At 72.0% G+C, this 25,939-nt stretch carries 22 protein-coding genes; 17 read left to right on the plus strand and 5 right to left on the minus strand.

The features are described 5' to 3' along the window. Genes ACZ63E_RS44255 through ACZ63E_RS44300 form a run of 10 tightly spaced genes read left to right on the plus strand, consistent with a single transcriptional unit; the run spans window position 1 to window position 9,190 of the window. Window positions 1-852 carry an MlaE family ABC transporter permease gene (locus ACZ63E_RS44255; protein ID WP_465342312.1) on the plus strand — a complete coding sequence of 284 codons (852 nt, stop codon included), beginning with the start codon at window positions 1-3 and terminating at the stop codon, window positions 850-852. Continuing rightward, the gene (locus ACZ63E_RS44260) at window positions 849-2,126 is read left to right on the plus strand and encodes an MCE family protein (RefSeq protein WP_465342313.1); all 1,278 of its coding nucleotides are present in this window, start codon (window positions 849-851) and stop codon (window positions 2,124-2,126) included. The genes ACZ63E_RS44255 and ACZ63E_RS44260 overlap by 4 nt, the downstream gene beginning before the upstream one ends. After that, on the plus strand, window positions 2,123-3,130 hold the full coding sequence (locus ACZ63E_RS44265; protein ID WP_465342314.1) for an MCE family protein: 1,008 nt from the start codon (window positions 2,123-2,125) through the stop codon (window positions 3,128-3,130). Before ACZ63E_RS44260 ends, ACZ63E_RS44265 begins: the two co-directional genes overlap by 4 nt. Beyond that, complete coding sequence (locus ACZ63E_RS44270) at window positions 3,127-4,119, plus strand: MCE family protein (protein ID WP_465342315.1); 993 nt, start codon at window positions 3,127-3,129, stop codon at window positions 4,117-4,119. Before ACZ63E_RS44265 ends, ACZ63E_RS44270 begins: the two co-directional genes overlap by 4 nt. Next, window positions 4,116-5,123 (plus strand): MCE family protein, encoded by a 1,008-nt coding sequence (locus ACZ63E_RS44275; RefSeq protein WP_465342316.1) that lies wholly within the window; start codon window positions 4,116-4,118, stop codon window positions 5,121-5,123. Before ACZ63E_RS44270 ends, ACZ63E_RS44275 begins: the two co-directional genes overlap by 4 nt. Beyond that, entirely contained in the window at window positions 5,120-6,208 is a 1,089-nt protein-coding gene (locus ACZ63E_RS44280) for an MCE family protein (protein WP_465342317.1), read from the plus strand. Before ACZ63E_RS44275 ends, ACZ63E_RS44280 begins: the two co-directional genes overlap by 4 nt. Continuing rightward, on the plus strand, window positions 6,208-7,413 hold the full coding sequence (locus tag ACZ63E_RS44285; protein ID WP_465342318.1) for an MCE family protein: 1,206 nt from the start codon (window positions 6,208-6,210) through the stop codon (window positions 7,411-7,413). Before ACZ63E_RS44280 ends, ACZ63E_RS44285 begins: the two co-directional genes overlap by 1 nt. After that, window positions 7,398-7,913 carry a hypothetical protein gene (locus ACZ63E_RS44290; protein WP_465342319.1) on the plus strand — a complete coding sequence of 172 codons (516 nt, stop codon included), beginning with the start codon at window positions 7,398-7,400 and terminating at the stop codon, window positions 7,911-7,913. Before ACZ63E_RS44285 ends, ACZ63E_RS44290 begins: the two co-directional genes overlap by 16 nt. Then, window positions 7,910-8,479 carry a hypothetical protein gene (locus ACZ63E_RS44295; RefSeq protein WP_465342320.1) on the plus strand — a complete coding sequence of 190 codons (570 nt, stop codon included), beginning with the start codon at window positions 7,910-7,912 and terminating at the stop codon, window positions 8,477-8,479. The genes ACZ63E_RS44290 and ACZ63E_RS44295 overlap by 4 nt, the downstream gene beginning before the upstream one ends. A 42-nt stretch (window positions 8,480-8,521) precedes the next feature. Further along, window positions 8,522-9,190, plus strand: coding sequence for a hypothetical protein (locus ACZ63E_RS44300; protein ID WP_465342321.1), 669 nt, complete (start codon window positions 8,522-8,524; stop codon window positions 9,188-9,190). Between the two features lie 55 nt (window positions 9,191-9,245). On the opposite strand, the gene ACZ63E_RS44305 is transcribed toward ACZ63E_RS44300, so the two are convergent. Continuing rightward, on the minus strand, window positions 9,246-10,142 hold the full coding sequence (locus tag ACZ63E_RS44305) for an RCC1 domain-containing protein (RefSeq protein ID WP_465342360.1): 897 nt from the start codon (window positions 10,140-10,142) through the stop codon (window positions 9,246-9,248). Window positions 10,143-10,555: 413 nt separating this feature from the next. Between ACZ63E_RS44305 and ACZ63E_RS44310 the strand changes: the two genes are divergently transcribed. Together ACZ63E_RS44310 and ACZ63E_RS44315 are read left to right on the plus strand one after the other, a co-directional pair. Continuing rightward, window positions 10,556-11,176, plus strand: coding sequence for a DUF6801 domain-containing protein (locus ACZ63E_RS44310; RefSeq protein WP_465342322.1), 621 nt, complete (start codon window positions 10,556-10,558; stop codon window positions 11,174-11,176). Between the two features lie 89 nt (window positions 11,177-11,265). Further along, complete coding sequence (locus ACZ63E_RS44315) at window positions 11,266-12,696, plus strand: DUF6801 domain-containing protein (protein WP_465342323.1); 1,431 nt, start codon at window positions 11,266-11,268, stop codon at window positions 12,694-12,696. 142 nt (window positions 12,697-12,838) lie between these two features. On the opposite strand, the gene ACZ63E_RS44320 is transcribed toward ACZ63E_RS44315, so the two are convergent. The 4 genes from ACZ63E_RS44320 to ACZ63E_RS44335 are packed head-to-tail and all read right to left on the minus strand — an operon-like array spanning window position 12,839 to window position 17,728. Beyond that, window positions 12,839-14,710: a hypothetical protein gene (locus ACZ63E_RS44320; protein ID WP_465342324.1), complete on the minus strand. Its 1,872-nt coding sequence runs from the start codon at window positions 14,708-14,710 to the stop codon at window positions 12,839-12,841. Next, entirely contained in the window at window positions 14,707-15,627 is a 921-nt protein-coding gene (locus ACZ63E_RS44325) for a polyprenyl synthetase family protein (RefSeq protein WP_465342325.1), read from the minus strand. Before ACZ63E_RS44325 ends, ACZ63E_RS44320 begins: the two co-directional genes overlap by 4 nt. Next, window positions 15,624-17,126, minus strand: a complete 1,503-nt coding sequence (locus ACZ63E_RS44330; RefSeq protein WP_465342326.1) for a hypothetical protein — start codon at window positions 17,124-17,126, stop codon at window positions 15,624-15,626. The genes ACZ63E_RS44325 and ACZ63E_RS44330 overlap by 4 nt, the downstream gene beginning before the upstream one ends. Next, window positions 17,123-17,728, minus strand: a complete 606-nt coding sequence (locus ACZ63E_RS44335; RefSeq protein ID WP_465342327.1) for a hypothetical protein — start codon at window positions 17,726-17,728, stop codon at window positions 17,123-17,125. Before ACZ63E_RS44335 ends, ACZ63E_RS44330 begins: the two co-directional genes overlap by 4 nt. 199 nt (window positions 17,729-17,927) lie before the next feature. Here ACZ63E_RS44335 and ACZ63E_RS44340 point away from each other — a divergent pair, with 199 nt between their 5' ends. From ACZ63E_RS44340 to ACZ63E_RS44360, 5 genes are read left to right on the plus strand one after another with little or no spacing between them, the layout of a single operon-like run. Further along, window positions 17,928-19,007: a hypothetical protein gene (locus ACZ63E_RS44340; protein WP_465342328.1), complete on the plus strand. Its 1,080-nt coding sequence runs from the start codon at window positions 17,928-17,930 to the stop codon at window positions 19,005-19,007. Window positions 19,008-19,041: 34 nt separating this feature from the next. Further along, on the plus strand, window positions 19,042-22,863 hold the full coding sequence (locus ACZ63E_RS44345) for a hypothetical protein (protein WP_465342329.1): 3,822 nt from the start codon (window positions 19,042-19,044) through the stop codon (window positions 22,861-22,863). Then, window positions 22,860-23,429 (plus strand): hypothetical protein, encoded by a 570-nt coding sequence (locus tag ACZ63E_RS44350; protein ID WP_465342330.1) that lies wholly within the window; start codon window positions 22,860-22,862, stop codon window positions 23,427-23,429. Before ACZ63E_RS44345 ends, ACZ63E_RS44350 begins: the two co-directional genes overlap by 4 nt. After that, the gene (locus tag ACZ63E_RS44355; RefSeq protein ID WP_465342331.1) at window positions 23,411-23,824 is read left to right on the plus strand and encodes a hypothetical protein; all 414 of its coding nucleotides are present in this window, start codon (window positions 23,411-23,413) and stop codon (window positions 23,822-23,824) included. Before ACZ63E_RS44350 ends, ACZ63E_RS44355 begins: the two co-directional genes overlap by 19 nt. Continuing rightward, window positions 23,821-25,839, plus strand: coding sequence for an AbfB domain-containing protein (locus ACZ63E_RS44360; protein WP_465342332.1), 2,019 nt, complete (start codon window positions 23,821-23,823; stop codon window positions 25,837-25,839). The genes ACZ63E_RS44355 and ACZ63E_RS44360 overlap by 4 nt, the downstream gene beginning before the upstream one ends. Window positions 25,840-25,939: the final 100 nt, after the last annotated feature.

Raw genomic sequence — 25,939 nt, forward strand, 5'->3', positions numbered from 1 at the left:
GTGACCACCACGGAAGTCCCCAGGACCACGCGGGTCCGTGAAGCCGTCGACCGCCGGTTCGGTTTCCTCGACACGCTCGGCGACCAGATCCTGTTCTTCCTCCGCGCGATCGCGTGGACGCCGCGCGCGCTGCACCGCTACCTGCGCGAGGTCGTCCGGCTGCTGGCCGAAGTGAGTTTCGGCAGCGGGGCGCTCGCCGTCATCGGCGGCACGATCGGCGTGATGATCGGGATGACCGTCGCCACCGGCACGGTCGTCGGGCTGCAGGGGTACTCCGCGCTCAACCAGGTCGGCACGTCGGCGTTCGCCGGGTTCGTCTCCGCCTACTTCAACACCCGCGAGATCGCTCCGCTCGTGAGTGGCTTGGCCCTGTCCGCCACCGTCGGCTGCGGCTTCACCGCCCAGCTCGGCGCGATGCGCATCTCCGAGGAGATCGACGCCCTGGAGGTCATGGGCATCCCGAGCGTCCCGTACCTGGTGACGACCCGGGTGATCGCCGGGTTCCTCGCCGTCATCCCGCTCTACGCGATCGGCCTGCTCTCGAGCTACCTCGCCTCACGCCAGATCACCGTCTGGTTCTTCGGCCAGTCCGCGGGCACCTACGACCACTACTTCCTGCTGTTCCTGCCCCCCGGCGACGTCCTGTGGTCGTTCGGGAAGGTGCTCGTGTTCAGCGTCGTCGTGGTCCTGGCCCACTGCTACTACGGCTTCCGCGCGAGCGGCGGCCCGGCCGGCGTCGGGGTCGCCGTGGGCCGCGCGGTGCGCACCGCGATCGTCGCGATCAGCATCATCGACTTCTTCCTGAGCCTGGCCATCTGGGGCGCGACGACCACCGTGCAGGTGGCGGGATGAGACGGGAAACCCGCCGCAAGGCCGGGGTCCGCACCGCCGGGGTGCTGTTCCTGGTGGTGCTGGGCGTGCTCGTGACGCTGTCGATCAAGGTCTACGACAAGGACTTCGTCAGCACGGTCCCGGTGACGCTCAAGGCGAGCCGGATCGGCAACCAGCTCTCGGCGGGCGGCCAGGTCAAGGCCCGCGGGGTGCTCGTCGGGGAGATCCGCGACGTCCGCGCGACGCCGGAGGGCGCCGAGATAGCCCTCGCGCTGGAGCCGGACAAGGTGGACATGCTGCCGCGCAACGTCTCCGCGCTGCTCGTGCCCAAGACGCTCTTCGGCGAGCGGTACGTCCAGCTGTCCATTCCGGACGGTGTGAAGGACACCCACCTCGTCGCGGGCGACGTCATCAACCAGGACCGGTCGGCGAACGCGATCGAGCTGGAACGGGTCTTCGACAACCTGCTTCCGCTGCTCAAGGCCGTCCAGCCGCAGAAGCTCGCGACGACGCTGACTGCGGTGTCGACGGCGTTGCAGGGCCGCGGCGAGCAGATCGGCGACACCCTTTCCACCGCCGCCACCTACCTGAAGGACTTCACCCCGCAGTTGCCGAACTTCACCCAGGACGTCCGCGACCTCGCCTCGGTTTCCCGGCTGTACGGCGACATCGCGCCCGACCTGCTGGACGCGCTCACCGACTCGGCGGTCACGCTGAACACGGTGCACGACAAGGCGGCCGACCTCGCCACGGTGTACCAGCAGGTGACGAGCTCCGCGGGTGAGGTGGAGAAGTTCTTGAGCCGCAACAAGAACAACATCATCGCCCTGTCGGCCGACAGCCGCGCGGCGCTCGAAGTAGCGGCGGAGTACTCCCCCAGCTTCCCCTGCACCCTCAAGGCGATGGACGCGCTGCGCGAGCCGGTCGACGAGGCGCTGGGCAAGGGCACGAACCAGCCCGGCATGCACGCCCAGATCACCGTCACCCAGGCGCGCGGCAAGTACGTGCCCGGCAAGGACGACCCGATGATCCCGTCGGCCGGCGGCGGCCCGCGCTGCTACCCGAGCGGCGTCGCCCCGACGACCGGCACCGCCGCCGTCGCGCCCGGCGCGCCCCAGCACCCGCTGGTCACCGGCACGCGGGACGACCTCGGCGTCGCGAACTCGCCCCAGGAGCGGGAGCTGCTCGCCACGGTGCTCGCGCCGCAGCTGGGTGTGCCCGCCGGCCAGGTCGCGGACTGGAGCAGTGTGCTCGTCGGCGCGCTCTACCGCGGCACGGAGGTGACGCTCAAGTGAGGAAGTTCGCCGCCCCGCTGGTCAAGAGCCTGATCTTCATCCTGGTCACCACCGCCGCGACCGTGCTGCTCGCGATCTCCATCGGCAACACCGGCGTCGGCCGGACCGACCTCTACGGCGCGATGTTCACCGACGCGACGTCGTTGAACGTCGGGGACGACGTCCGGATCTCCGGGGTCCGCGTCGGGCAGGTCGAGGAGCTCGAGATCGCCGACCACAGCCTCGCGCACGTCCGGTTCTCCCTCGACGAGGGCCGGCAGCTGCCCGCCGACGTCGGCGCGGTCATCAAGTACCGCAACATGGTCGGCCAGCGCTACGTCGCCCTCGAACGCGGCGCCGGCGGCAAGGGCGTCCTCCCGGTCGGCGGCGAGATCCCGCTGAACCGCACCACCCCGGCGCTCGACCTGACCGACCTCTTCAACGGCTTCAAGCCGCTGTTCCAGGCCCTCTCGCCGACCGACGTCAACCAGCTCTCCGGCGAGATCGTCCAGGTGCTGCAAGGGGAAGGCGGCACGGTCGAGGAGCTGCTCGCGCACACCGGCTCGCTGACCTCGACGCTGGCGAGCCGCGACCAGCTCATCGGCGAGGTGATCACCAACCTCAACCACGTGCTCGGCACGGTGAACAGCAAGGGAACCGCGCTGACGACGTTGATCTCGACCCTGCGGGAGCTGGTCTCGGGCCTGGCCTCGGACCGGACCGTGATCGGCGACGCGATCGGCGGCCTCGCCGACCTGTCGACGGCGACCGCCGGCCTGCTCGGCGACGTGCGGACGCCGTTGAAGGACAGCATCACCGGCCTCGACCGCGTCTCGCAGAACCTCGCGGACGCAAAGACCCTGCCGGGCCTCGAGCAGACCCTGAGCACCCTGCCGGAAAAGCTCAACGGCCTCGGGCGGATCGCCTCCTACGGCTCGTGGATGAACTTCTACCTGTGCAGCGCCACCCTGCAGACCACGCCCCCGCGCGGGACGCCCGTCACGGCGGAGAGGTGCGGCGCGTGAAGTCCTTCAAGGAACGCAACCCGATCGTCCTCGGCGCCGCCGGGAGCCTGGTGCTGGCCGCGCTGCTGACCGTGACGTTCAACTACGACAACCTGCCGATCGTCGGCGGCGGCACCACCTACCGCGCCGAGTTCTCGGAGGCGGCCGGGCTGCAGACCGACGACGAGGTCCGGGTCGCCGGCATCAAGGTCGGCGAGGTCCGCGACGTCGAGCTGGCCGACGACCACGTGCTCGTCACCTTCCGCGTGAAGAACGCCTGGGTCGGCGACCGGACGTCGGCGGAGATCCGGATCAAGACGCTGCTGGGCCGCAAGTTCCTTTCGCTCAAGCCGACCGGCGACGGCGTGCAGGACCCGGACCAGGCGATCCCGCGGAACCGGACGGTCACGCCCTACGACGTCACCGAGGCGTTCAACGGCCTCGCGAACACCGCCGGCCAGATCGACACCACGCAGCTGGCCGACAGCTTCACCGCGATCAGCGACACGTTCCGCAACGCCCCGGCCCACGTCCGCACCGCGCTGGACGGGCTCTCGGCGTTGTCGAAGACGGTGTCCTCCCGCGACGACCAGCTCGCCGAGCTGCTGGCCAACGCCAAGAAGATCACCACCACACTGGCGGACTCCAACGAGGACTTCGAGCAGTTGCTCTCCGACGGCAACCTGCTGCTGGGCGAGCTCGACCGGCGCCGCCAGGCCATCCACGACCTGCTGACCGGCGCGCAGGCGCTGGCTACGCAGCTGTCCGGGCTGGTCGCGGACAACACCGGCGCGCTGAAGCCGGCGCTGAGCCAGCTGAACACCGTGACCGACCTGCTGACGCGGCAGAACGACAACCTCGCCAAGAGCCTCGCCGCCGCCGGGCCGTACTTCCGGCTGGCGAACAACACCCTCGGCAACGGCCGCTGGCTCGACTCCTACCTCTGCGGCCTGCTGCCGGAAAACCGCGACCCCTGCGTGCCGCCGAAGCAGTCGGGAGCCCCGAAGTGAACGCGACCCGCACCTCCCGGTTCCTCGCCGCGGCGGTCGTCACGGCGCTGGTCGTCGTGGCCGCGCTGTGGTGGATCTTCTCCGGCACCGGGCTCGACCGCGCGACCGTGCTCTTCTCGCGCGCGGTCGGCGTCTACAGCGGCTCCGACGTCCGGCTGCTCGGCGTCCGGATCGGCCAGGTCGAATCGGTGACCCCGCGCGGCGAGCAGGTCGAGGTGACGCTGACCTACGACGGCTCGGCGCCGATCGCCGCCGACACCGACGTCGTCGTGATCGCGCCGAGTGTGGTCGCCGACCGGTACGTCCAGTTTTCGAAGCCCGCGCGCGGCGGGCCGCGGCTCGTCGACAACGCCACCATCGGCGTCGACCGCAGTGCGACCCCGGTCGAGCTGGACGAGCTCTACGCCAGCCTCGACTCGCTCACCAAGGCGCTCGGGCCGGACGGGGCGAACAAGAACGGCGCGCTGTCGGACCTGCTGAAGACCGGCGCCCGCAACCTGCAGGGCAACGGGACCGCGTTCAACGACTCGGTCAAACAGCTCGCCGAGCTGGCCCGGACGCTGGCCGGCAACTCCGGCGACCTGTTCACGACGGTCCGGGAGCTGCAGCAGTTCACCAGCATGCTCGCCGCCAACGACAACCAGGTCGCGCAGGTCAACCAGCAGCTCGCGGCGGTGTCCGGCACGCTGTCGGCCAACCGCGACGAGCTGGCGTCCGCGCTGCGCTCGCTCGGCAGCGCGCTCGGGGACATCCAGGGCTTCATCAAGGACAACCGCGCGCTGATCAAGTCCAATGTGGACAAGCTGGCGGTGACCACGCAGACCCTCGTCGACCAGCGCGCGTCGCTGGCCGAGACCCTGGAGACCGCCCCGCTGGCCGCGACGAACGTGCTCCAGACGGTCGACCCCGCCACCGGCGCGCTGCAGAGCCGCACCGACCTGCTCGACTACCTGCCGCTGCCAGTGACCGGGTCCGTCTACACGAACGAGGCGGGCGGGAAATGAGACCACTGCGACGCATCGCCGCCCTGGCCGCCGGCTGCTGCCTGGTGCTGACCGCCTGCTCGGGCGAGTTCAAAGGTGTCTACGACCTCCCGCTGCCCGGCGGCGCGGACGTCGGTGACCACCCGTACCACGTGACCGTGCAGTTCGCCGACGTCCTCGACCTGGTGCCGCAGGCCGCGGTGAAGGTCGGCGACGTCCCGGTCGGGCGGGTCCAGACCATCCGCCTCGGCGCGGACGGCTGGACCGCGGAGGCCGTCGTCGAGGTCAACGGCGACGTCGTGCTGCCCGCCGACGCCGTCGGGCGGCTGCGGCAGTCCAGCCTGCTCGGGGAGAAGTTCGTTGAGCTCGCCGCCCCGGACGGCGCGGCCTCACCTTCACCGCAGACCGCGCGGCTGGCCGACAACGCCGTGATCCCGGTGTCGCGCACCAACCGCAACCCCGAGTTCGAAGAGGTCTTCGGCGCGCTTTCCCTGCTGCTCAACGGCGGCGGCATCGGGCAGCTGCAGACGATCAACCGCGAGCTGTCCAAGGTGATGACCGGCAACGAGACGCAGATCCGGTCGTTCCTCTCCGGGGTCAACACGCTCGCCACCGACCTGGACGCGCACCGCCAGGACATCACCTCGGCGCTCGAAGGGGTCAACCAGCTGGCGACCACGCTCGCCGACCGCGACCGGCAGGTGTCCGGCGCGCTGACCGACCTCACGCCGGGCCTGCGCACCCTGACCGACCAGCGCACCCAGCTCGTGGTGATGCTCCAGTCGCTCGACGATCTCTCCGGCGTCGCCACCGACGTCATCCACAAGAGCCGGGCCGACCTGGTGGCGGACCTGACCGCGCTGGCGCCGATCCTGCACCGGCTCGCCGACGCCGGGGCGTCGCTGCCGAAGTCGCTGGAGATCCTGCCGTCGTTCCCGTACACCGACGCGGTCATCCCGGCGATCAAGGGCGACTACCTCAACGTCTACGCGTCGGTGATCCCGGCGCCCGGGGTCCCGCTGCCGCCGCCCGGCGAAGGCGTCCCGCCCGGCCTGCCGACTCTGCCGCTGCCGGCCAGCGGTGTCACGACGTCGGGAGGGCGCTGATGCTGACCACCCGGGTCCGCGTCCAGGTCATCGCGTTCGTGGTGATCTCGCTGGTGACGGTCGCCTTCGTCGGCGCGAACTACGCCGGGATCGACCGGCTCTTCGGCGGCAGCGGCTACACCGTCAAGCTGGAGCTCGCCGAAGGCGGCGGCATCTTCACCAACGGCGAGGTGACCTACCGCGGCGTCGCCGTCGGGCGGATCGGCGAGCTGCGGCTGACGCCGTCCGGGATGGAGGCCGACCTCGTCATCGACGGCTCGGCCCCGCCGATCCCGGCGAACGCCCAGGCCGTGGTGGCCAACCGGTCCGCCGTCGGCGAGCAGTACGTCGACCTGCAGCCGCGGACCGCCGACGGGCCCTACCTGGCCGCCGGCGCGGTCATCCCGCGGGAGAAGACCACGCTGCCGATGCCGGTGCAGCACCTGCTCGGCGACCTCGACTCGCTGACCGCGTCGGTGCCGACCGGCGACCTCCGCACGGTCGTCGACGAGCTCGACAACGCGCTGCGCGGCACCGGCCCGGACCTGCAGGTGCTGCTGGACACCGCGACGTCGTTCACGAAGGACGCGGCGGCCAACCTGCCGCAGACCACGAAGCTGATCGAAGACGGCACGACCGTGCTGCGGACGCAGCTGGATTCGGCGGCCGAATGGCGCGCGTTCACGAACAACGCCAAGCTGTTCGCCGCGCAGCTGTCCGATTCGGACGGTGACCTGCGGCGGCTGATCGCCACCGCGCCGCCAGCCGCGACCGAGCTCGGCACCCTGCTGAAGGAGACCGACCCGGGGCTGCCGATCCTGCTGGCCAACCTGCTCACCACGTCGCAGGTGTTCCAGGCCCGCACCGGCCAGCTGGAACAGCTGCTCGTCTCGACGCCGAAGGCGGTCGCGGCGGCGTCGACGGTCTTCGGCGGGCACGAAGGCAACCTCGGCATGGCGCTGACCTTCTACGACCCGGTCCCCTGCCGGGCCGGGTACGAGAGCACGCAGTACCGGCCGAGCACGGACACCACGCCGCTGCCGTTCAACACCGGCGCGTCGTGCACGCTCGCCAAGGGTGACGAGACGTCGGTGCGCGGCTCGCAGAACGCGGCGCACCCGCCGGTGCCGCCCGCGGCGGTGCCCGGCTCGGGATCCCCGCTGACCTTTTCCGCCGGCCAGCCGGTGTCCCCGACCCTCGAGGAGATGCTGTGGCTGGGAAAGTGAAGTGGCCGCTGCGGGCCGCCGTGGCCGCGGTGGTCGTCACCGCCGCGTTCGCCGCCTGGGCGGGGATCGGCTGGTACCGCGCCGCGCACAGCGACACGCTGACCTACGGGACCGCCCGCGACGAGGCGCTGGCCAGTGGCCGTGAGCTGGTCGCGCGGCTGTGCACCCTGGACTACCACCAGCTCGACCAGGGGCTGGCGCAGTGGCTCGACGCGTCGACCGGGCCGCTGCACGACCGGCTGGCCCACACCGACGACGCCACGAAGAAGACCCTCACCCAGGACGCGACGGTGTCGACCGGCAAGGTCCTGGACGCCGCGCTGAGCGAGCTGGACGAGCACGCGGGCACCGCGAAGCTGCTGGCGTCGGTGGAGATCACCGCACTGAAGGAGGGGGTCGCGCCGGCGACCAAGCGCAACCGGTTCGCCGCGGGGCTGACCCGGACCGACGGCGGCTGGAAGCTCAGCGCCCTCGACGAGCTGCCGGTGGGGGCGAGATGAGCACCGACGCGCTGCCCGCAACTGACGACGTCACGGCCGAGGAGGTCGTGGAGACCGCGCCGCGGCGCCGTCTGCTGCTGCCGCTGCTGATCACTGTCTCGGTCCTGCTGGCCGCCGCGGGTGTCGCGTTCACGCTGGCGGCGCGCTCGGCGGCGGACAACCCGGCCGCGGCCAACCACGCGCTCACCGACGTCGGGGGCACGGCCGACGTCACCTCGGCGGTGACGCTGGCGCTCAACCGGATCTTCTCCTACTCCTACGACAAGACCGAGGTCACCGGCCAGGCCGCGCGCGAGGTCCTGCGCGGCGAAGCGCTCACCACCTACGACCGGCTGTTCGCCCAGGTGAAAGAAAAAGCACCGGCCCAGAAACTGGTGCTGACGACACGGGTGACGTCGTCCGCGGTGCAGGAGCTCCGAGACGGGCACGCCCGCCTTCTCGTGTTCCTGGACCAGGCCGCCACCCGCGCCGACAACAATTCCAGCAGTTCCGCGGCCGCGCAGCTTTCGGTGACCGCGGAACGTGAGGGTAATGCCTGGAAGATTACCGGGCTGACGCCCCGCTGACCCCGTTTTCCCCACCGCTGCACAATTCGAAGGAGAGTTGGCATGCCTGTTTTGTCGCGCACTCGGAAGAACGGCCGCAAATGGGCTCGCGCGGCCGCGGTCACGGCGGTCGCCGGCGTCGCGCTGAGCGTCGTCACCGCGGTGCCCGCGTCGGCCGACGTGGTCGAGATCCCGGTGGGCTACACCGTCACCGGCAGCACGGTCGTGAAGAAGACCGGCAGCGCGTTGGCGCTGGGCCCCGGCAACCTCGACGGCGCCCTGATCATCGACGACCAGACCGGCTCGGTCGGCCTCCGGGCGAACCTGAGCCTGCCGCCGTCGCAGGCGAACATCTCACTGGCGTCGGGCATCTTCCGGATCAAGGCGAAGGTCAAGATCACCCCGACCGGCCCGGCCACGGGCACGATCGCCGACGGCACGCTGACCACGCACGCCCAGGCGAACATGGAGATCTACGACATCTGGGCCGGCGTGGTCGTCCCGGTCATCCCGATCCCGACGGTGCCGGGCAGCTGCAAGGCGAGCAAGCCGCTCGACCTCGACCTGACGGCCAAGGACGTCGACATCTTCGGCCCGAAGATCACCGTCACCGGCACCTACACCATCCCGGAGTTCAAGAACTGCTTCATCGCCGACCTGGCACTGGGCGCGCTGGTGTCCGGGCCGGGCAACACGATCTCGCTGGACCTGGCCGCCAAGACCGACGGCTGAACCGGATGCGGAAAGAGGGGCGCACCGGCCGGTGCGCCCCTCTTTCCGTGCCTGGTCAGCAGGGTGCGGAGGGATCTTCCTTGAGCGCCACGGTGAAGCGGTCACCGGCGGAGACGGAGAGGAACGGCCCGCAGAGACCCCAGCCGACCGGGTCGCTTTCGGTCACGTCGTTCGACCCCCACGCGACGTAGTCCCCGTTGCTCTTGAGCGCGAAGTTGAAGGTCCACCCCGCCTCGATCGCGACGACGTCCGAGAGTGCCGCGTCGGGCACTTCGGCCTGGTGGTTGTCATTGCGGCCCCAGGCGATGACCCGGCCGTCCTTCAGGGCGAGACTGTGCTGGTGACCGGCGGAAACGGCGGTGACCCCCGACGTCGCGTCGGCCGGGACGTCGGTCTGGCCGTGGTCGTCGGCGCCCCACGCGAGCACCGCGCCGCCCTTGATCGCCAGGCTGTGGTCACCCCCGGCGGAGATCGCGGTGACCCCCGACGCCGCCGCGGCCGGGACGTCCGTGCGCAGGCCCCAGCTGATCACGCGGCCGCCGGCCTTGAGCGCGAGGCTGTGCATCGCGCTGGTCGAGACGGCGACCACGCCGGACTTCGCCTCGGCCGGCACGTCCGTCTGGCCGTACCAGTCGTTTCCCCAGGCCAGGACGCCGCCGTTCTTGAGCGCGAGCTCGTGGCCCCAGCCCGCGGCGATCGCGCTGACCCCGGACAGCGCCGCCTCGGGCACCTCCGTCTGGCCGAAGTTGTTGTCGCCCCACACCAGGACCTGACCGGCCTTGAGACCCATCGCGTCCATGCCGCCCATGGAGACGACGCTCATCCCCTCGGCCGCCTCCGGGGGCGGTCCCAGGATGTAGTTCGAGAACCCCCATTCCACGACGCCGCCGACACCGGGCGCCTGCGCGGAAGCGGACGCCGCCGACACCACCGGCACCGCCGCCAGCGTCACGGCGAGCAGCACGGTGGCCCGGCGGGGAGTGGTGCGGAAACGGAGGGCCACGGCATCCTCTTTCGCTGAATCGATTCCCGCGCTCGCGGTACGCGCGTGGTATCGATACTAACCCGGACAACCGCCGATCGGGACCCCGCGAAGTATTTGTCACCATCGCACCAAGGTCATCACATCGCTACTCCGGTGTTGACAAGAACCCACCTCGGCAAAGGCCGGCGGAAACCGACCACGTGACATCCTTGTTGCGCAACCGACTGGCGAGTAACCTCATTTATCACAGCCTCTCGCGAGGGTTAGGGCTGTACCAGGGAAAACACCCGGGGGAATTCGCGGTACCCGTTCGGTCCGCGGGGCGCGTGGGCAGCGCCCGCCCGAGACGTCAACTGGATGATCGAAGGAGATTGACAGTCATGACCCGACTCAGGAACCTGTCCCTCAAGGCAGCGACGACCGTGGCCGCCGTCAGCGCGTTCGGCATGGTGCTGACCGGCGTGGCGTCGGCCGCCACCACCTACAACGCGGGCGCCACCTACCGGTGCACGTTCCCCGGCATCCCGCAGCAGGACGTGGGCATCACCGCGTTCCTCACCGGCCCGGACTCGATCGTCCACGGTGGCACCGCCGTGCCGACCGGCGTCGGCGGCACCGCGACGATCTCCGCCGCGGTCCACTCGCTGCTGACCGCCGTGGGCTACGACGGCATCCGCGGCACGGCGACCGTCCCGGTCACCGCCGCGCGCGGCTCGGTCTCCGGACCGGCGAGCGGCCTGAACATCCCGCAGGTCATCTACCCGACCGGTGGACCGATCACGGTGAACATCAGCCAGGTGGCTTCCTCGTCGATCCCCACCTACACCGCTCCGGCGACGGCGGGCAGCGACACGCTGTCGCTGGGCACGCCGATCACGGCGGCCCTGCAGTTCCACAAGGCGTCCAACAACACCTGGTCGAACTACGCGATGACCTGCACCCCGAAGGTGACCAGCCCGGCGCAGAACCTGGCGTTCTCGCCGAACTTCGTCATCACGTGATCGGCTGCGTGTAGCACTACCGTAGGGATGGCCGGGGCCCCGGCCATCCCTACGGCTCGTTTTCCCGCGGCAGGAGACAGGAGCACGGCATGGCCCCACGGCTGACCCGGCGGACGGCGACCCACGGCGCGCTCGCGCTGGTGTGCGCGGTGTCGGTCACCACCGGCGCGCTCACCGGGACGGGGTCCGCCGCACCCGGGGCGCCCGATCCGGACGCCGGGAGGGGTGGCCGCGACGTCACGAAGACGGTCACGGCGTCCTGCCCCTTCGCCGATCCCGTGGGGCCGCTGAAGCTCGCGGTGAAGACCACGGCGTCCCTGCCCGCTTCGATGACCGTCGGCAAGCCCGCGGCGATCACCGAGCTGGCCGTGGCGTTTTCGCTGCCGCGCGCCGCCGCGCAGCAGCTGCTCGGCACCGCGAGCACACTCGAAGGCGGGCTGACCTTCCAGCTGCTGCTGGAGCAGGGGAAGGTCAAGGACGCGCTGGCGGTCCCGATGACCATCGCCGCCACCGGGTTGCCCGCCGACGGCGACCTGCCGCTGGTCGCGACCGGGAAGCTGCCCGCGTTTTCGCCGTCCACCGCCGGGATCATGCGGATCCGGCTGACCGCGCCGAAGCTCGCGCTGGGCCCGACGGGCGCGCCGCCGGACCGGCCCGCCGAGCAGGTGGCCTGCACCGCCGACGGCGGCCAGGACCTCGCCCTCGGCTCGATCGCCGTGCTGGCGGCCACCGCGCCGCCGGCCGGGAAACCCGCGCCGGACAAGAAGTCCACCCCGGCACCGCGGCCGAACGGCTCGCAGAAGCACTCGCTGCTGGACGAGGAGCCGCCGCCGGACGACAACGTCACGCTGATCCTGCCGTTGCAGCCGAACCAGATCGACAACACCGCGTCGATCGCCAAGACCGGCGCGAAGATCCACAGCAAACCGGCCGCGCTGGTGAACGGCGTCTGGTTCCGCATCACGACCGCCAACGGGGACCCCATCCGGAGCGAGATCACCGGCGAGGTGGCATTCGCCCCGGTCACGGTGTCGTACCTGGGCTACGGGTTCCTGCCGATCAGCGCGACCGTCGAGTTCCTGCCGGCGGACCACCGCAGCGGCACCATGATCCACTCGTTCGGCACCCTGTTCGACGGGATCCTGCGCAACCACCTCGACGTGGTCTCCCGGCTGAGCGACGTCAAGGTGAACGGTGTGCCGCTCGACGCCGGCCCGGACTGCGTCTCGAAAACGCCGATGCCGATCGACATGATCGGCGAGTACGACCCGTTCAACGGCGGCCTGATCGGCACCGACCCGGAAAACCCCGACCCGAAGTACCGCGGCTTCACCCTGCCCGAGTTCACGAACTGCGGGGCGGCGGAGAAGCTCAGCTCGCTGTTCACGGGCCAGAACTCCGGACCGGGCAACCAGGCCTCGGCGCGGCTGACGATCATCCAGCTGTGCATGGAAGCGGACCACCGCAACTGCCCGCCGGTCGCGCCGATCCCCGCGGAGGCCTTCCGCGCGAGCCGGTGAGGCGGCTCATGTTTCCCCGTCTCCGGAGTCAGGGCTCCGGCACCGCCGGATTCGCCCGGCCGGGCTGCCGTCGAGACTCCGCCCCCTGCTGAGGCCGGCGCGTCTCACCCACTTCGGCCGTGACTTCGGTGACGCGAATGGGTCATGGGACTGCCTCTTGGGTGGTGGCCACCGGAGCGGCCACCCAGGCGCCGACGGCGTCCAGCAATGTCCGGGCGGCCGGGTCCGGGAGCCGATCGCAGGCCCGCTCGAACTCCGCGTGGGTTTCGCGCGCCGCTTTGACGGCGACTCGAACGGCGTGCGGCGGAAGCGCGCCGGCCGTCAGGTCCGGTGTGGACAGCAGCTCCGGCAGGCCCGAGATCCGGCCGTCGAGCAGGTCGGCGAGGGTGACGTCCAGACGGGTCCGCTCGCCGCGCAGGGCCAGGACGTCTTCCCCACGCAGGAACAACCTGCCCAGCGCTTCACCGCAGGCTCGGAACGCCTCCGCGTCGGCGCCGCCGAGGGCCGCGCCGATGCGCAGCGGGAACTCGAACAGCGAGGCGAAGACCGCCTCGGCTCCGGCACCGGTCGTGACGACGATCGCGCGCAAGGAAGCCAGCTCGCCCAGCCAGTCCGAAAAGGACCAGGCGAGCTCGGGCGCGGCTTCCGCGATCAGCCTCGACGCCTGCCCCAGGAGGTAGTCCCCGGCGAGCACCGTCGTCGCGGACTCCCAGTCCACGCCCCGCATTTCGCGCGGTGGCGCCGAGGGCCCGAGGAAAGCCAGCGCGCCGAGCGTGGCGAGCTCGATGGCTGCCGCGACGGACGCGTCGCCGCGCGAGGGCCCGCCGCCGGCCACCAGCGCCGCGAAGAACCCGATCGCGGGCCTCAGCGGTAGCTTCTCCTCCCGATCGGCGGTGAACATGCGGGCCAGGAACGGCCAGTCGCCGCGGACGATCGACAGGCAGACCTCGTCGCAGGCGGTGAGGAACGGCAGCAGCCGGACCCGGGTCGCGCGCGGCAGGTCCAGCGGTTCGGCTCCGGCGAGCACCGAAACGCCCTCGGGCAGCACCACCGCCCGCCGCCCCTTCGCGTAGAACGGGTGGTCGCTGCCCGCACCGGCGGCGAGGACGCGCCAGGCGAGGTGGTATCGGCGGGCGGCGTGCCGCGCGGTCTCGAAATACCCGACGAACGTCGCTTCCAACTGCCGCTCGTACTCCCGGCGCGCCGCGGCCGGATCGTCGCGTGCGGACAGGATCGCACGGGCGGCGAGCCGTCCTGATTGGACGGCGCCGCTCAGCCCCTCGCCGGTGAACGGGTTCACCAGGCCCGCCGCGTCCCCGGTCCGCAGCCCGCTGGGGCCCGCCGCGGAACCGGGACTGAACCCGCAGGACAGCGGACCGGAAACCACCGGCCCGGCCGGAACGCACTCGCGCACGTGGGGATCCAGCTCGGCCAGGGCCGCGACCGCCTCGTCCATCAGGTCACCGGCCGGCACCGCGCCGAGGGCCGACGCGCCGACCGTGCAGCCGCCCGGCGCCGGGGCGAGCCAGGCGCAGCGGGGGCGTCCTCGGGGGTCGTCCGCGGGCGGGGCGAGCATCCTGAGCACCACCCGGTCTCCCGTGACCGGCCCGGTGAACCGTCGCGCACAGCTCACCCCGGCGCCGTCCCCCGCACCACCGGCCAGCACCACGTGCGGGGCGGCCAGCGCCGACGTCCGGTACTCCGCGCCGCAGCGCACCGCGTGCTCCCGCAAGGTGTCCCGGAGCACCCCGCTGTCCACCACGGCGTACCCGGCGTCGGGCACGGCGTGGGAAGTGGTCTCGTCGAAGGCGATCGTCACGCCGAACACCGGCCAGCCGTCCACCGGGACCCCGATCGAGCGCAGGATCTCCCGCGCCGGGCCGCTGAGCAGGACGTCGTAGGACGGAGGGTCGTCGTCGCGCCCGGCCAGCACGACGGGCATCCCGCCGCGCGCGAGCACGGCCGCGGCCACGGCACCGGCCGGCCCGGCGCCGAGCACAACGGCGTGGCTCAAGAACGGCTCGCTTCGAGCATTCCCGCCAGGGCGCGGCGCGCGGGACCGTCCGGGGTGCGGGCCAGCGCGGCGTGTGCGTGTCCGAAGTGGACACCCGCGAGCGTGCGCGCGGCCCGGAACCCGCCGTGCGCGGTGACCAGTTCCCGCACCCGCGTCAGGTCGCCGCCCGAGAACGACGGCGTCAGGAGGAGCCGGTGCAGCTCCCCCGACGTGTCCCCGCGCAGGGCCGCCAGGCTCGGCGCGCCGAACAGGCCGAGCAGGTGGTCGGTCCCCGCCGGTTTGTCGCTGTCGGCGGCTTCCAGGTCGAGGCAGTCGTCGAGGACCTGGAAGGCGATCCCCCACTCCACGCCGAACTCGGCGAGCGCCGCGACGACCGCACTGTCCATTCCGGACTCCACCGCGCCGAGCAGGCAGCACAGCCGGAACAGCACGCCGGTCTTGCGCCGCACCAAGTCGACGTAGTCCGGCAGGGACAGCCCCGTGTCGAAACCGCGCTCGACGTCGAGCAGCTCGCCGTGCGCGAGGTCGGCGACCGTGCGGCTCACCGCCGTGGCGACACCTTCACCGAGGTCGGCGGCTTCGGTCCCGGCCGCCGAAAGGCAGGCCAGCCCGGCGAGCACGGCCAGCTCCGGCCCGGCGATCCGGTGCGCGGCGGGCCCGCCCCGCCGGACGGCCGCCCGGTCGATCACGTCGTCGTGCACGAGCGAGGCCAGGTGCACCAGCTCGACCACCGCGCCGAGCCGCGCGACGCGCTCGCGATCGGGCCGGCCGTACCCGGCGCACGCGGTGAGCAGCCGGGACCGCAGCAGCTTGCCGGGCCGGTCGACGAGCCCGCCGACGGTGTCGCGCAACGGTGCGGAGAGCCCGCCGACGAGCCGGGCGAGGTGGTACCGGACGGGGTCCGCGGTCGTGGTCACCGGGAGGAGAACCCGAAGGTCTCGTCGACGTCGAGCCCGGGGATCTCCCGCAACGCCGCCACCACCCGCTGGTACACCGCCAGGTCGTTCATGTAGTCGAGCAGCTCGGTGCGAGTGCTGCCCACCGACGGCACGATGACGTCGTCGAAGATCACCCATAGCGCCTGCTTCTCGGGCAGGGTGACCAACTCGGGAGACAACCCCGCGAAGACCGAGCGCACGTCGTCCACGTTTTCCTGGCTCAGCTGCACGGTGGATCCGGGATCACCGAGCAGGCCGATGACGAGCGCGCGGTACTTGTCGTAGTACCGCCTGGCCTCGGCCTTCTCCTCCGGGCCGACGGTCGCCACCTCGAGCCGGTTCACGGCGACGTCCAGGTTCTGGTAGACGAGCTGGACGACCAGGTTCCCGACGGCGCTCTCGCCGAAGAACTCGTCCCGGGCCTGGTCGAGGTAGGCGTTGTCGTCCGACAAGGGCAGGTCGTACAACGCCCCCGCCGCGCCGAGCATCCGGCAGGCGATGGCCGGCATCGGCGTGTACGTCTTGCCGTTGCCGCCTTCGCAGACCACGGCACCGGAGTCGCCGACCAGCGAAAACCGCTGGGCGTAGATGAGGTCGGTGAAGACATAGCCGTCGACGACCACGGTCGCGGTCGTGTCCAGCACGACGCTCGAGGTGTAACCCGAACTACGGCCGACTTTCTCGATCCGGCCGCCCTCCACCGCGGGAGCGACCGAGTCCGGCTTGAGCAGCTCGACGTCCAGCTGGTCCAGCACAGGGCCGATCTTGGCCATGAAGGTGCCGCCGTGGACGCTGGCGAGGAACGCCAGCCCGATCGCCCGGTGGGTCGGGGAGATCGGCGCCATCAGGTTGCGGGCCACCGTGGAGCTGACGTCGATGCCCGGCTCCAGCTGGGCGATGGCGGCGTCGGCGGTGTTCGGGATGCCCTTGACGAGCGGAATGGCCCGCTTGAACCGGGCGACGGTGTTCGCTTCGGTGGCACCGCCGTCGAGCGGCGCGGGCTGCACGACCGCGGCGCCCGGCGCGGTCGTGCCGAAGTTCGCCAGGACGTGGTTGGCCGAGAGCACGCAGATCGAGCCGTCGGTGCGGTCGCGGACCAAGCAGCCGAGGGTGCCCAGGGTGCCGTCGGCGAGCGAGCCGAGGCTGCCGCCCTGCAGCGGCGGTCGGAAGCGCTCGGCGATCGGCGTGGCCGCGGCCGCTTTGGTGGCGCCGGAGAACCGGAACTCGCCCGTCTCCACGACATCGACGCCGTGCCCGCCGACGGTGCCGGGTAAGAGCCGGCGCCGGGAAATCAGGGCGGCGCGGCGCTTCTTGCGGACCAGCGCGATGACAACCGGCTCTTCGGTGAGCTCACCACCGCGGGTGCGGAAGCCCTTCGCAACGCCCACGACGTTCGGGTCGGTGAGGTGTTCGTCGGCCAGCCGAGTCTTCGCTTCGTCGAGCGCGGCCGCTGTCTTCGCGTCCATGAGCACGGTCAACGCACCTCTATCGTTGCGACCGGAGGAACGGGATAGGGGCCGGCAAGGGTGATCGTGCTGGTGAAGGAGTTGCTGGCGCCGCTGTCCTTGAACACGGTTACGGCACCCTTGGCGCCGGGCTCGACCTTGAGCGTCATCATCCCGGCATTGCGGACCGCGGGCAGCTGCGGTGACCCGGTCAGGGTCGCGGTTCCGGTCAGAACCGTTTCGATCGCGACGGTCGGCATCGTGACGCGCGGGAAGTAGATCGTCACCGGCACGCGCCCGGAGAGGCCGCGGGCGTCGGTTATCACCACCGCGCCGGTGACCGTCGCGGACACCGAGCTGTATCCGCCGTTGCGGACCATCAGCGGGAAGACACGATCGCTGATCGCCTGCACGATCACCGGGCCGAGGGTCACCGGAGTCCCGTAGCCGACGACGGCCGGGATCCCGGAGATGATCCGCATCCGGAACGGCGGCGGGCTCGCCCCGGGCCCGGTGGCCCGCCAGGTCAGCTCCGGGAACTCGTCGGCGGCCGCGATGCCGATCGGCACAGCCGCGTTCGCGGCGAGCACCGTCGCCCCGCGCAGCGCAGACCGTCTTGTGAAGGCAGGTTCCACCGTGACTCCCCCTCGGAATCGTCCTTTTCGGAGGCTAACCAAAGAATTGGAGAGCAGACAAGGAAAAACTCCCCTTTCATCGGATCACGACAAAAAATCCGGTGGGGCCGAACGGCCGATTGATCATCGCTCCACCGCAATGTTACGTTGAGCCGGATCGGGCGTTTTGCCCGCCCGGTCGCCATGGGGGGAGGCCATGATGGCGCGGCTTCGCGTCCTGTTGTGCGGTGCGCTCGCCGCCGCGGCGATCACCGGAGCCATCGAAGTTCCGGCCACGTCGGCGGCCGCATCGGACTTGTCAGTGGTCGCCGCCGATCCCGCGGCCACCGCGCGGAAACTCGTCCGCCGGCTGGCCGGAAAGGACCCTCGCGCCGCCGTGCGGGCCGATGCCTGGGTGGCCTGGGCCGACGAGAACGACGACGTCGTCTACGAGTTCCTCGACTTCGGGCTCGCCGCCGCCGAACAGCGCGCCGCCGAGACCGCGTCGGTCAACTCGGACTTCTGCCGGCGCGTGCTCCTGACCTACACCGCGGCCTACGCGCCCGAGGTGAACGCCGCCGCGCAACGCGCCTTGCTCGGCGCCGACTCGGACCGGGAGTTGTTCGTGCGCAGTGGTTTCGCGGCCGCCGAGCAGCGTGACCGGGCCGCGCGCGAGGCGGACGGGAGCCAGCAGGAGGCGCTCGCCGAAGCCGATCGGCAGTACGTCCGCACGCTCGCCGGGCACGACCCCGGCGCCCAGGTGCGCGCCGCCGCCGCGTGGGCGACCCGGCCGGACGCCACCGACGCCGACGTCGTCGAGTTCTTCGCCTACGGCTGGGCCACCGGCGCGGAGCTCGACCTGGAGGCGCACCGCCTGCGTGACGCCGAGCAGGAGGCCCGCTGGCTGGCCACCGTCCGGCGGCTGGTCGTCGACGCGCAGGAAGCCGAACGTGCCGCTCTCGACGCCGCGGACGAGGTCGAGGCCCAGCTGCGGGACGCCGCCGCGCGGGCGTGGCAGCGGGTCGGCGAGCAGACCGGGCCGCCCCGCACCGCGTGGGCGGACGCCGGGCAGGTCGCCCGGGACCAGGCCGCGAACTGGGCCGCGATCGCCGCCGCCGCGCAGACCGCGACCGGGCCGAACTGGCAGGCCGTGCGCGACGCGGCCGACCCCACCCGGGCCGCCTGGGCGGCCGAACAGGACTGGGCGGCCGGGCAGGCCGGCTTCTGGACCGACCTGCTCGCCCAAGCCGTCGACGGGGAAACCCGGATGCGGAGTCCGCAATTCACGGCGGCTCGGTAAGCGCTTTCCCTTCTCTTTCGACAGGACGAGGTAAATGCCGCACGGAATCGTCACGAAGCTGCTCGCCCTGGTGCTGGCGTTCACCGTCTTCGCCACGACCGACGCCGGTGCGATCACGCCCGCGCCCACGGCCGTGGCGGTCGAAGACCCGCCGGCCGGCACCCCGAGGCCGATCCCGCACACCGAGTACCCGGGCTGGGACGGCGAAAGCGGGATGGGCGAGCCGATCGACCCGCGGCTGTGGAAGCTCGTCGCCGACATCGCCCAGCTGTCCGAAGAACCCGAGGTCCGGGAGGCGGCGCAGGCGGCACTGGACGCCGGCACCGAGGACGCGATCTGGGATTTCCTCGACAACGGCGAGGTCGAGGCGCAGCAACGGGCCCAGGCGCGTCGCGACAACACCGCCCGGCTGAACCGCGAGGCCGTCCTGGACCTGCGCGGCACCGGCGGCCCGATCTTCAACGCCGAGGTCGAGCGGGTGCTGGCCGGTTCGGACGCCGACCGGGCCGCGTTCCTGGACTACGGCCGGGGCATCGCGACCGAGCGGGACGAGCGCGCCCGGCGCAACACGCAGGCGCGCGCCGACGAGCTGCGGGCGCGGGTGACGGCGCTGGCCGGCTCCGCCGGGCCGGAGGTCAAGCTCGCCGCGCAGCAGGCGCTCGCGGCCGGGGACGCGGCGATCGTGGCGTTCTTCAACGGCGGCTACGTCGCGGCCGCGCAGCGCGACGCCGCCGCGCGCGAGCAGTACCTGAAGGACCTCGAAGAGCGGAACAAGGCCGCCGAGGCGGCGAGCGACCTGGCCCAGCGCGCGGCTCGCGCGTCCCACGCCCGGCAGAACCTCCTGGTCGCCAACGGCCGGGGCGTCCGCGCCCTGCAGCGCGCGGCGAACGCGATGGTCTCGGCGGGCACGGCGGCCCGCCAGGCGGCGCAGATCCTGGCGGCGAACACCGCGGGCGGCCACCACTCCCCCGAGACGTTCAGCCTGGTCCGTCAGGAGGCCCAGCGGCAGCTGGATCTCGCCGGCCAGGCGGCGACGGAAGCCCAGAACGCCTCGGCGGCATCGACGGCCGAAGCGAACATCCTGGTCGAGGTGGGCCTGCCCTACGGCGCCGACTGGGCGAAGCTGGCCCGGGGCATGGCAGCCGCGGCACAGGCGGCGGTGTCGGCGATCCAGACGGCCCAGCACGCGCTCGACGCGACAATGGCCACCGACGCGGCGATCGGGCACCAGAACGAGGCGGCGGCCCGGGCGGAGGAGGCGCGGCAGTGGCGTCTGCACGCCGACGAGCACGCCCGCCAGGCCGCATCGCTGGCCGCGGCGGCCGCGGACCAGGCCCAGGCGGCGAAGGACGCGTCCGACCGGGCGCAGCGGGCCCGGCTGGACGCCGAGGCCGCCCGCGACGCGGCCTGGGAAGGCATGCAACGCAGTTATGACGCTCTCCGCGAAGCTCAGCGGCAGGCGGGGAACGCGAGCACGGCGCGGCTGGAGGCCGAACGCCAGCGTGACGAGGCGGCTCGCTACCGCGCGGAGGCCGACCGAGCCGCGGCCGACGCGAGCCGGGCCCGCGGCGAGGCCGAAGCGAAGAAGCGGGAAGCGGCCGCCGCCCTGGCGCGGGCTCGCGCGCAGGAGGACATCGCCGCCGGGTGTGAGTCGACCGCCCGGCTGGAGGAGGGCAAGGCCACGACCGCGCGCGACCGGGCGTGGGCCGCCGAGCGGGCCGGGAACGCCGCCGAAGCCCGGGCGCAGGCACTCGAAGCGTCCGCGGCGGCGGCGCGGGGAACCGCTCAGGAGGCACCCGCCTGGGCGGCGGCCCAGGAAGCCCGCCGGGACGCCGGTGACGCGGCGAGCGCGGCCCGCGAAGCGCGGGACGCCGCCAACGTGGCGACCGGCGCCGCCGCGCGGGCCCGCGAAGCCGCCACCAAGGCCACCGCGGCCGCCGCCGCGTCCCGCGCCGCGGCGCAGCAGGCCGAGCAGGCCGCGGCGAACGCGGACCTGGCCGCGGACAACGCCGAATCCGCGGCCGCCGACACGCACCTGGCCGCCACGCGCGCGAACGCCGCGGCCGCCACCGCGACGGCCGAAGAGGTCAAGGCCGCGGAGGCCGCCCGCACCGCTGCCGGACTCGCCGAGCAGGCGACGGAACAGGCCCGGCTGGCCACGGTGGACGCCGTCCGGGCCGGGCAGAGTGCCACCGAGTCGTTCAACGAAGCGGTGTCCGCCACGACCCAGGCGAACCTCGCCGGCCGGGCCGCGCTGGCCGCGAGAGCGTCTTCGGCCGCCATCACCACCCCGGCGAACACCGCGATCGTCGTGGTGGCCCCGTTCACCGGCGTCGATCTCGACGCCGACTTCGTCGCGGAGGTCGCGGCGCAGGCCCAGGCCGTCGGCGACGAACAGGCGCAGGCCGCCCAGACCCGGGCGGACGAGGCCAAGCTCGCGGCGACGCAGGCCCAGCAGTCCGCCGACAACGCCGGGGCCGACAGCAAGGCGGCGTTCCAGGCGGCGGCGAACGCGGCGAAGTCCGCGTGGCAGGCCTCGCAATCCGTGGCCGAGGCGCTGAAGTGGGCGTCCGTCGCGGCAACGCAGGGCTACCTGGCCCGCGCGGCCGCGGAAAACGCGAACGACAGCGACGCGACGGCCCACCGGAACGCCGCCGACGCCCGCCAGCAGGCGAACAACGCGGCAGCGGACGCGGCGATCGCCGGCCTGGCCGCGGACGCGGCCGAAGGCCAGGCGGCAGCCGCCCGCGGCGCGGCCACCCAGGCCGAAACCGACGCGTCCGCCGCCCGCGCCGCGGCGACCAAGGCCGAGGGCTACGCCACCGAGGCGGCCGCGGCGGCGGACCGGGCGCGCCACCACGCGGAGGAGACGTCCGCCGCGGCCCAGCGGGCCCGCGACGCCGCGGCGGACGCCCAGCGGGCCGCCGACCTGGCGGAGATCAACCAGCGGCAGCGGGACGCCGAGATCGGTTACACCAAGGCGATGGTGCTGGCCGGCTGCCTGCCCGGCCTCTCGGTCGAGGACATCGACGAACTCGTGGCCGAGCCGACGAGCGAAGCCGCGCTCACGGAGTACCGGGACGCCCAGCAAGGCTGCATGAACGGCGAGGACGTCCTCAGCTTCCTCGCAGAGGTCGGCGGCGAGGTGCTCCTCGAGTACATCGGCATCCCCGACCTCAAACGCTGCTTCGGCTCCGGTGACATCGCGTCCTGCCTCTGGACCGTCGTCAACGTCGTCGGGCTGGTCCTGCCGTTCGTGAAGGGCAAGGCGATCGTCAAGGCGATCACCGCGGTCGTCGTGAACATCGGCAAGTACCTCGCCAAGTCCGAGAAGATCGCGAAGCTGGCCGAAAAGATGGGCGTCCTGCTCGACCAGCTGCGAAGGGTCTGCCGGATCGGCAACCGGCTCGCCGCGAGCCGGGACGCCGCCGTCCAGGCCGACGAGTTCTTCTTCTGCATCCCGCTGACCAACCACCTGCCGGAGCGCCTGGCGGACGAGCTCAGGCAGGCGCGGGAGCTCGGCGTCGAACCGATCGCGGTGGGCAGCCAGGAGTTCAGGCACCTGATCGGGGCGGGCTCGATCACCCTCAAGTGGGCGGTCCTGCTGGACGGCCGGCTCGTCGTGATCCCGAAGTTCGTGGGGTCGGTCGAGCTCAAGCACCCGGTGCTCAGTGGGGGCGCCGACGTCCTCGACGCGGGAGAGGCGACCATCAGCGGGGCCGGCCCGGCGACGTTCGGGATCGACATCAACCTGAGCAGCGGCCACTACCAGACTCCGCGTAGTGGCTCACGAGGACGGGGATACATGAAGATAGCCAGGGACGCGTTCGAAGCCCTCGGGGTGTACTTCCCATGATCCCGGAACTGGACGAACTCAGGGTGCTGAGCTTCCGGGACCTGGTGGACCGGCTGGCCCGGATCCGCGCCGGAGAGCTCGCCGCGCTCGACCCGGACGTGCTCGCCGACGGGGAGTGGACCCTGACGAGCGAACAGTTCCGGGAAGGGCTCATCGCCCACTGCCGGGAGCTCGGCGAAACCGAATGGCTTCGCTGCGACGAGGTCGCCGGAAACCTCTTCACCTGGGTGGAAACGTTCGGCGGAGCCTCCCACCTGAGCGTCACCGGCGACCGGTTCCACCTGTCCGCCAGCCTCCTGCTCGAAGTCGGGCCGCGGCCCGGGCTCGCGCTGCTGTCGCCCGGACGGCTGCTGGCCGACTTCGCCGCCGAGCTTCCCGCCTCACCCGCGGCGGCCCGGAGCACGGTCTCGCGGTGGCACGGCGAACCCGACATGGCCGAACTCCGGCGGTTCGCCGCGCCGATGCTCCTGGCCCGCCAGCTGGACCGGATCGAGCACCTGCTCCCGGCGTCCCGGGACCGGGACACCTACCGGGAATGGAAAGACCTGTGGCAGAGCTTGAGCTGAACCCCGATCCCTTCATCGACGACGACCATGAGCAGCGGCTCCGGCAGCTCGCCGAGCGGGTGACCGAGCAGCTGCGCGTGGCGGGCTTCGCGGTGCCTGCCGCGGCCACCGAAGCGGGCGGGGTCGAAGTCGAGGTCAAGAAGGTTCGGTATGCGCCGGGCGTATTCCTGGACTGGTACGTCCATCCGTCCTGGACCGAACGGGTGGTCGGGCACATCGCCGCCGGACGGTCGGACCACCCGGACACCCTGCGCTACGGAGCGGTGGAGGCCGCCATGGAGAACGCGCTCGTCGAGGTCGTGCGGGCCATGGGGTTCACCGCCCACCACCACGAATACCGGGACTGGTCCGGATGGGAAGTCCGCGACCCCGCGGAGGAAGCAGAGACACCGTGAGAGCACTCGCCACCTTGGCCGTCGCCGTCGTGGCGGCGACCGCGCTCGTCGTTCCCGTTGCGGAAGCGACGGCCGTGCCCACCGGCGTCACCGCCGCCGCCGAAGTACCGCCCGTCGCCAGTGAATCCGAAAAGGTCCGGGCCGCCCGGACTCTCGGCGTCGTCCCCACCGACGCGATGCTTCTCCTCCGCGACAAGGAATTCGTCATCGCCCTCTGGCGCCAAGCCACCGGTTCCGAAGTGCGCGCCTCCGCCGAACTCGCCTTCGCCGGCACCGATCTCGCCTGCACCGAATGGATCAAGTCCGGGATCCTCGCCGCCAACGAGCGGGACCAGCAGCAGCAGATGCGGGACGCCGAGGCCGCTCGAGTCGCGCGGGAGGCGAAGGAAGCCGCCCTGATCGTGCTGGGTGTCGTGCCCGATGGTGAGCTCGTGGTCCAGAACGACCGTGACTTCCTCTTCACCGTCTTCGGCCGGGTCACCGGGCCGCGCGTGCGGGCCGCGATCCTCGCCGCCCTCGGCGGGACGCCGGCCGAGCAGAAAGAGCTCATCAGCAACGGCCTCCGCACCGCGCACGCCGGCGACCAGCAGGACGCCATCAACGCCGACCAGCAGACCACCGAGGCCGAGAAGATCCGCAAAGCCGCGGAGGCGGCCCGGGGCCGCGCGGTGTCCGTCGTGCGGGTCATCCCGACCCCGGACATCGTCAGCCTGCCCGACGACGACGTCCTGCGGGTCATCGCCGACGGCGCCCGGCCGGGCAGCGAGATCGAGAAGGCCGCCGTCACCGCGCTCCGCAGCCGCGTCCGGGCGGACTGGAAGCGCTTCATCGACACCGGTGTCTACGACGCCAACTGGCGTGACGTCGCCGCCGTGCTGGCCCAGAAGGCCGAGGCCGACCGGGCGCTCGTCGACGACATCCGGCACAAGGCCGTGGTGGGCGGCATCCAGCCGCGGCTGGCGCGGGCCGCCGAGCGGGCGCTCGCCGGCGGGGTCGACGCCGTGCGCGCGTTCCTCGACCAGGGGCAGTACGACACGCTGACGCAGTCCTTCAGCCGCAACGCCGTCAACGGCAACATCGCCGGGCAGTACCTGCGCGAGACCGCCGACGGCGTGGTCGTCAAGCCCGGCGCCGCGGAACCCCTTGCGGGCGAAGGGCTCGACGCGACCTGGCGGATCGTCGCCGGGCTGGCAGGCGAAGACTGCTTCTCCCTCGAATCGCCCAGCAAGCCGAACTACTACCTCGCGCGGTACTTCGACGGCAAGAAGACGCAGGTCGGGGTGCGGCCGGCGGACGGGACCGTCGACTTCGGCTGGAACGCCACCTGGTGCGTCGACAACATCCTGCCCGGCGCCGGGGTGACCCTGCGCGGTGGCGCGGACTTCCTGACGCGGCAGGCCGACGGCCGCGCGGGGCTCGGCATCGAGTTCTACTGGTGGGTCACCGAACCGCTGCCGGACTCGACCGAGATCACGGTCAACTGGCTCAACAAGTACCTGCCCGACTACGACCCCTACACCGACCTGCTGGTCTCGCCGCTGGGGCCGGAGCAGGTCGACGGCGCCGTGCGGTACCGGGACTTCCAGCGCCGGACCGCGCCCGGGCAGGTCGCCTTCCGCAGCTACTGGAGCCGCGGCGGCGCGGTGCACCCGCTGACCACCGGACGCGGCACGACCTGCGCGTCACCCGAGATCCTGGCCGCCTACCTGCGCCTGGGCGGGCACCCGGCGCTCGGGGTGCCGATCACCGACGAGGCCTGCACGTCCGACAAGGCCGGCCGGTTCGTGAACTTCGCCGGCGGCGGCTCGATCTACTCGGTCGACCGCGCGGGCGCGCACGTCGTGCTCGGCGAGATCCGCGCCAAGTGGCTCTCCCTCGGCGGGGAGAAGTCCACGCTCGGTTACCCGACGTCCGACGAGGTCGTCATCCCCGGCGGCCGCCGCAGCACGTTCGAACGCGGCCGCATCGACTACGACACCGCCGCCGGCGTGGCGACCGTCTACCCCGCGAGCTGAAGGAGCACGGCGATGACAAGGAGACTGTGCCGATCGTTACCAATCCGGCCACGGCCACGGCCGAATGACTTCGCATCAATGGTTCTGTACCGAGCGAGGG

The sequence above is a fragment of the Amycolatopsis sp. NPDC104819 genome (assembly GCF_055583145.1).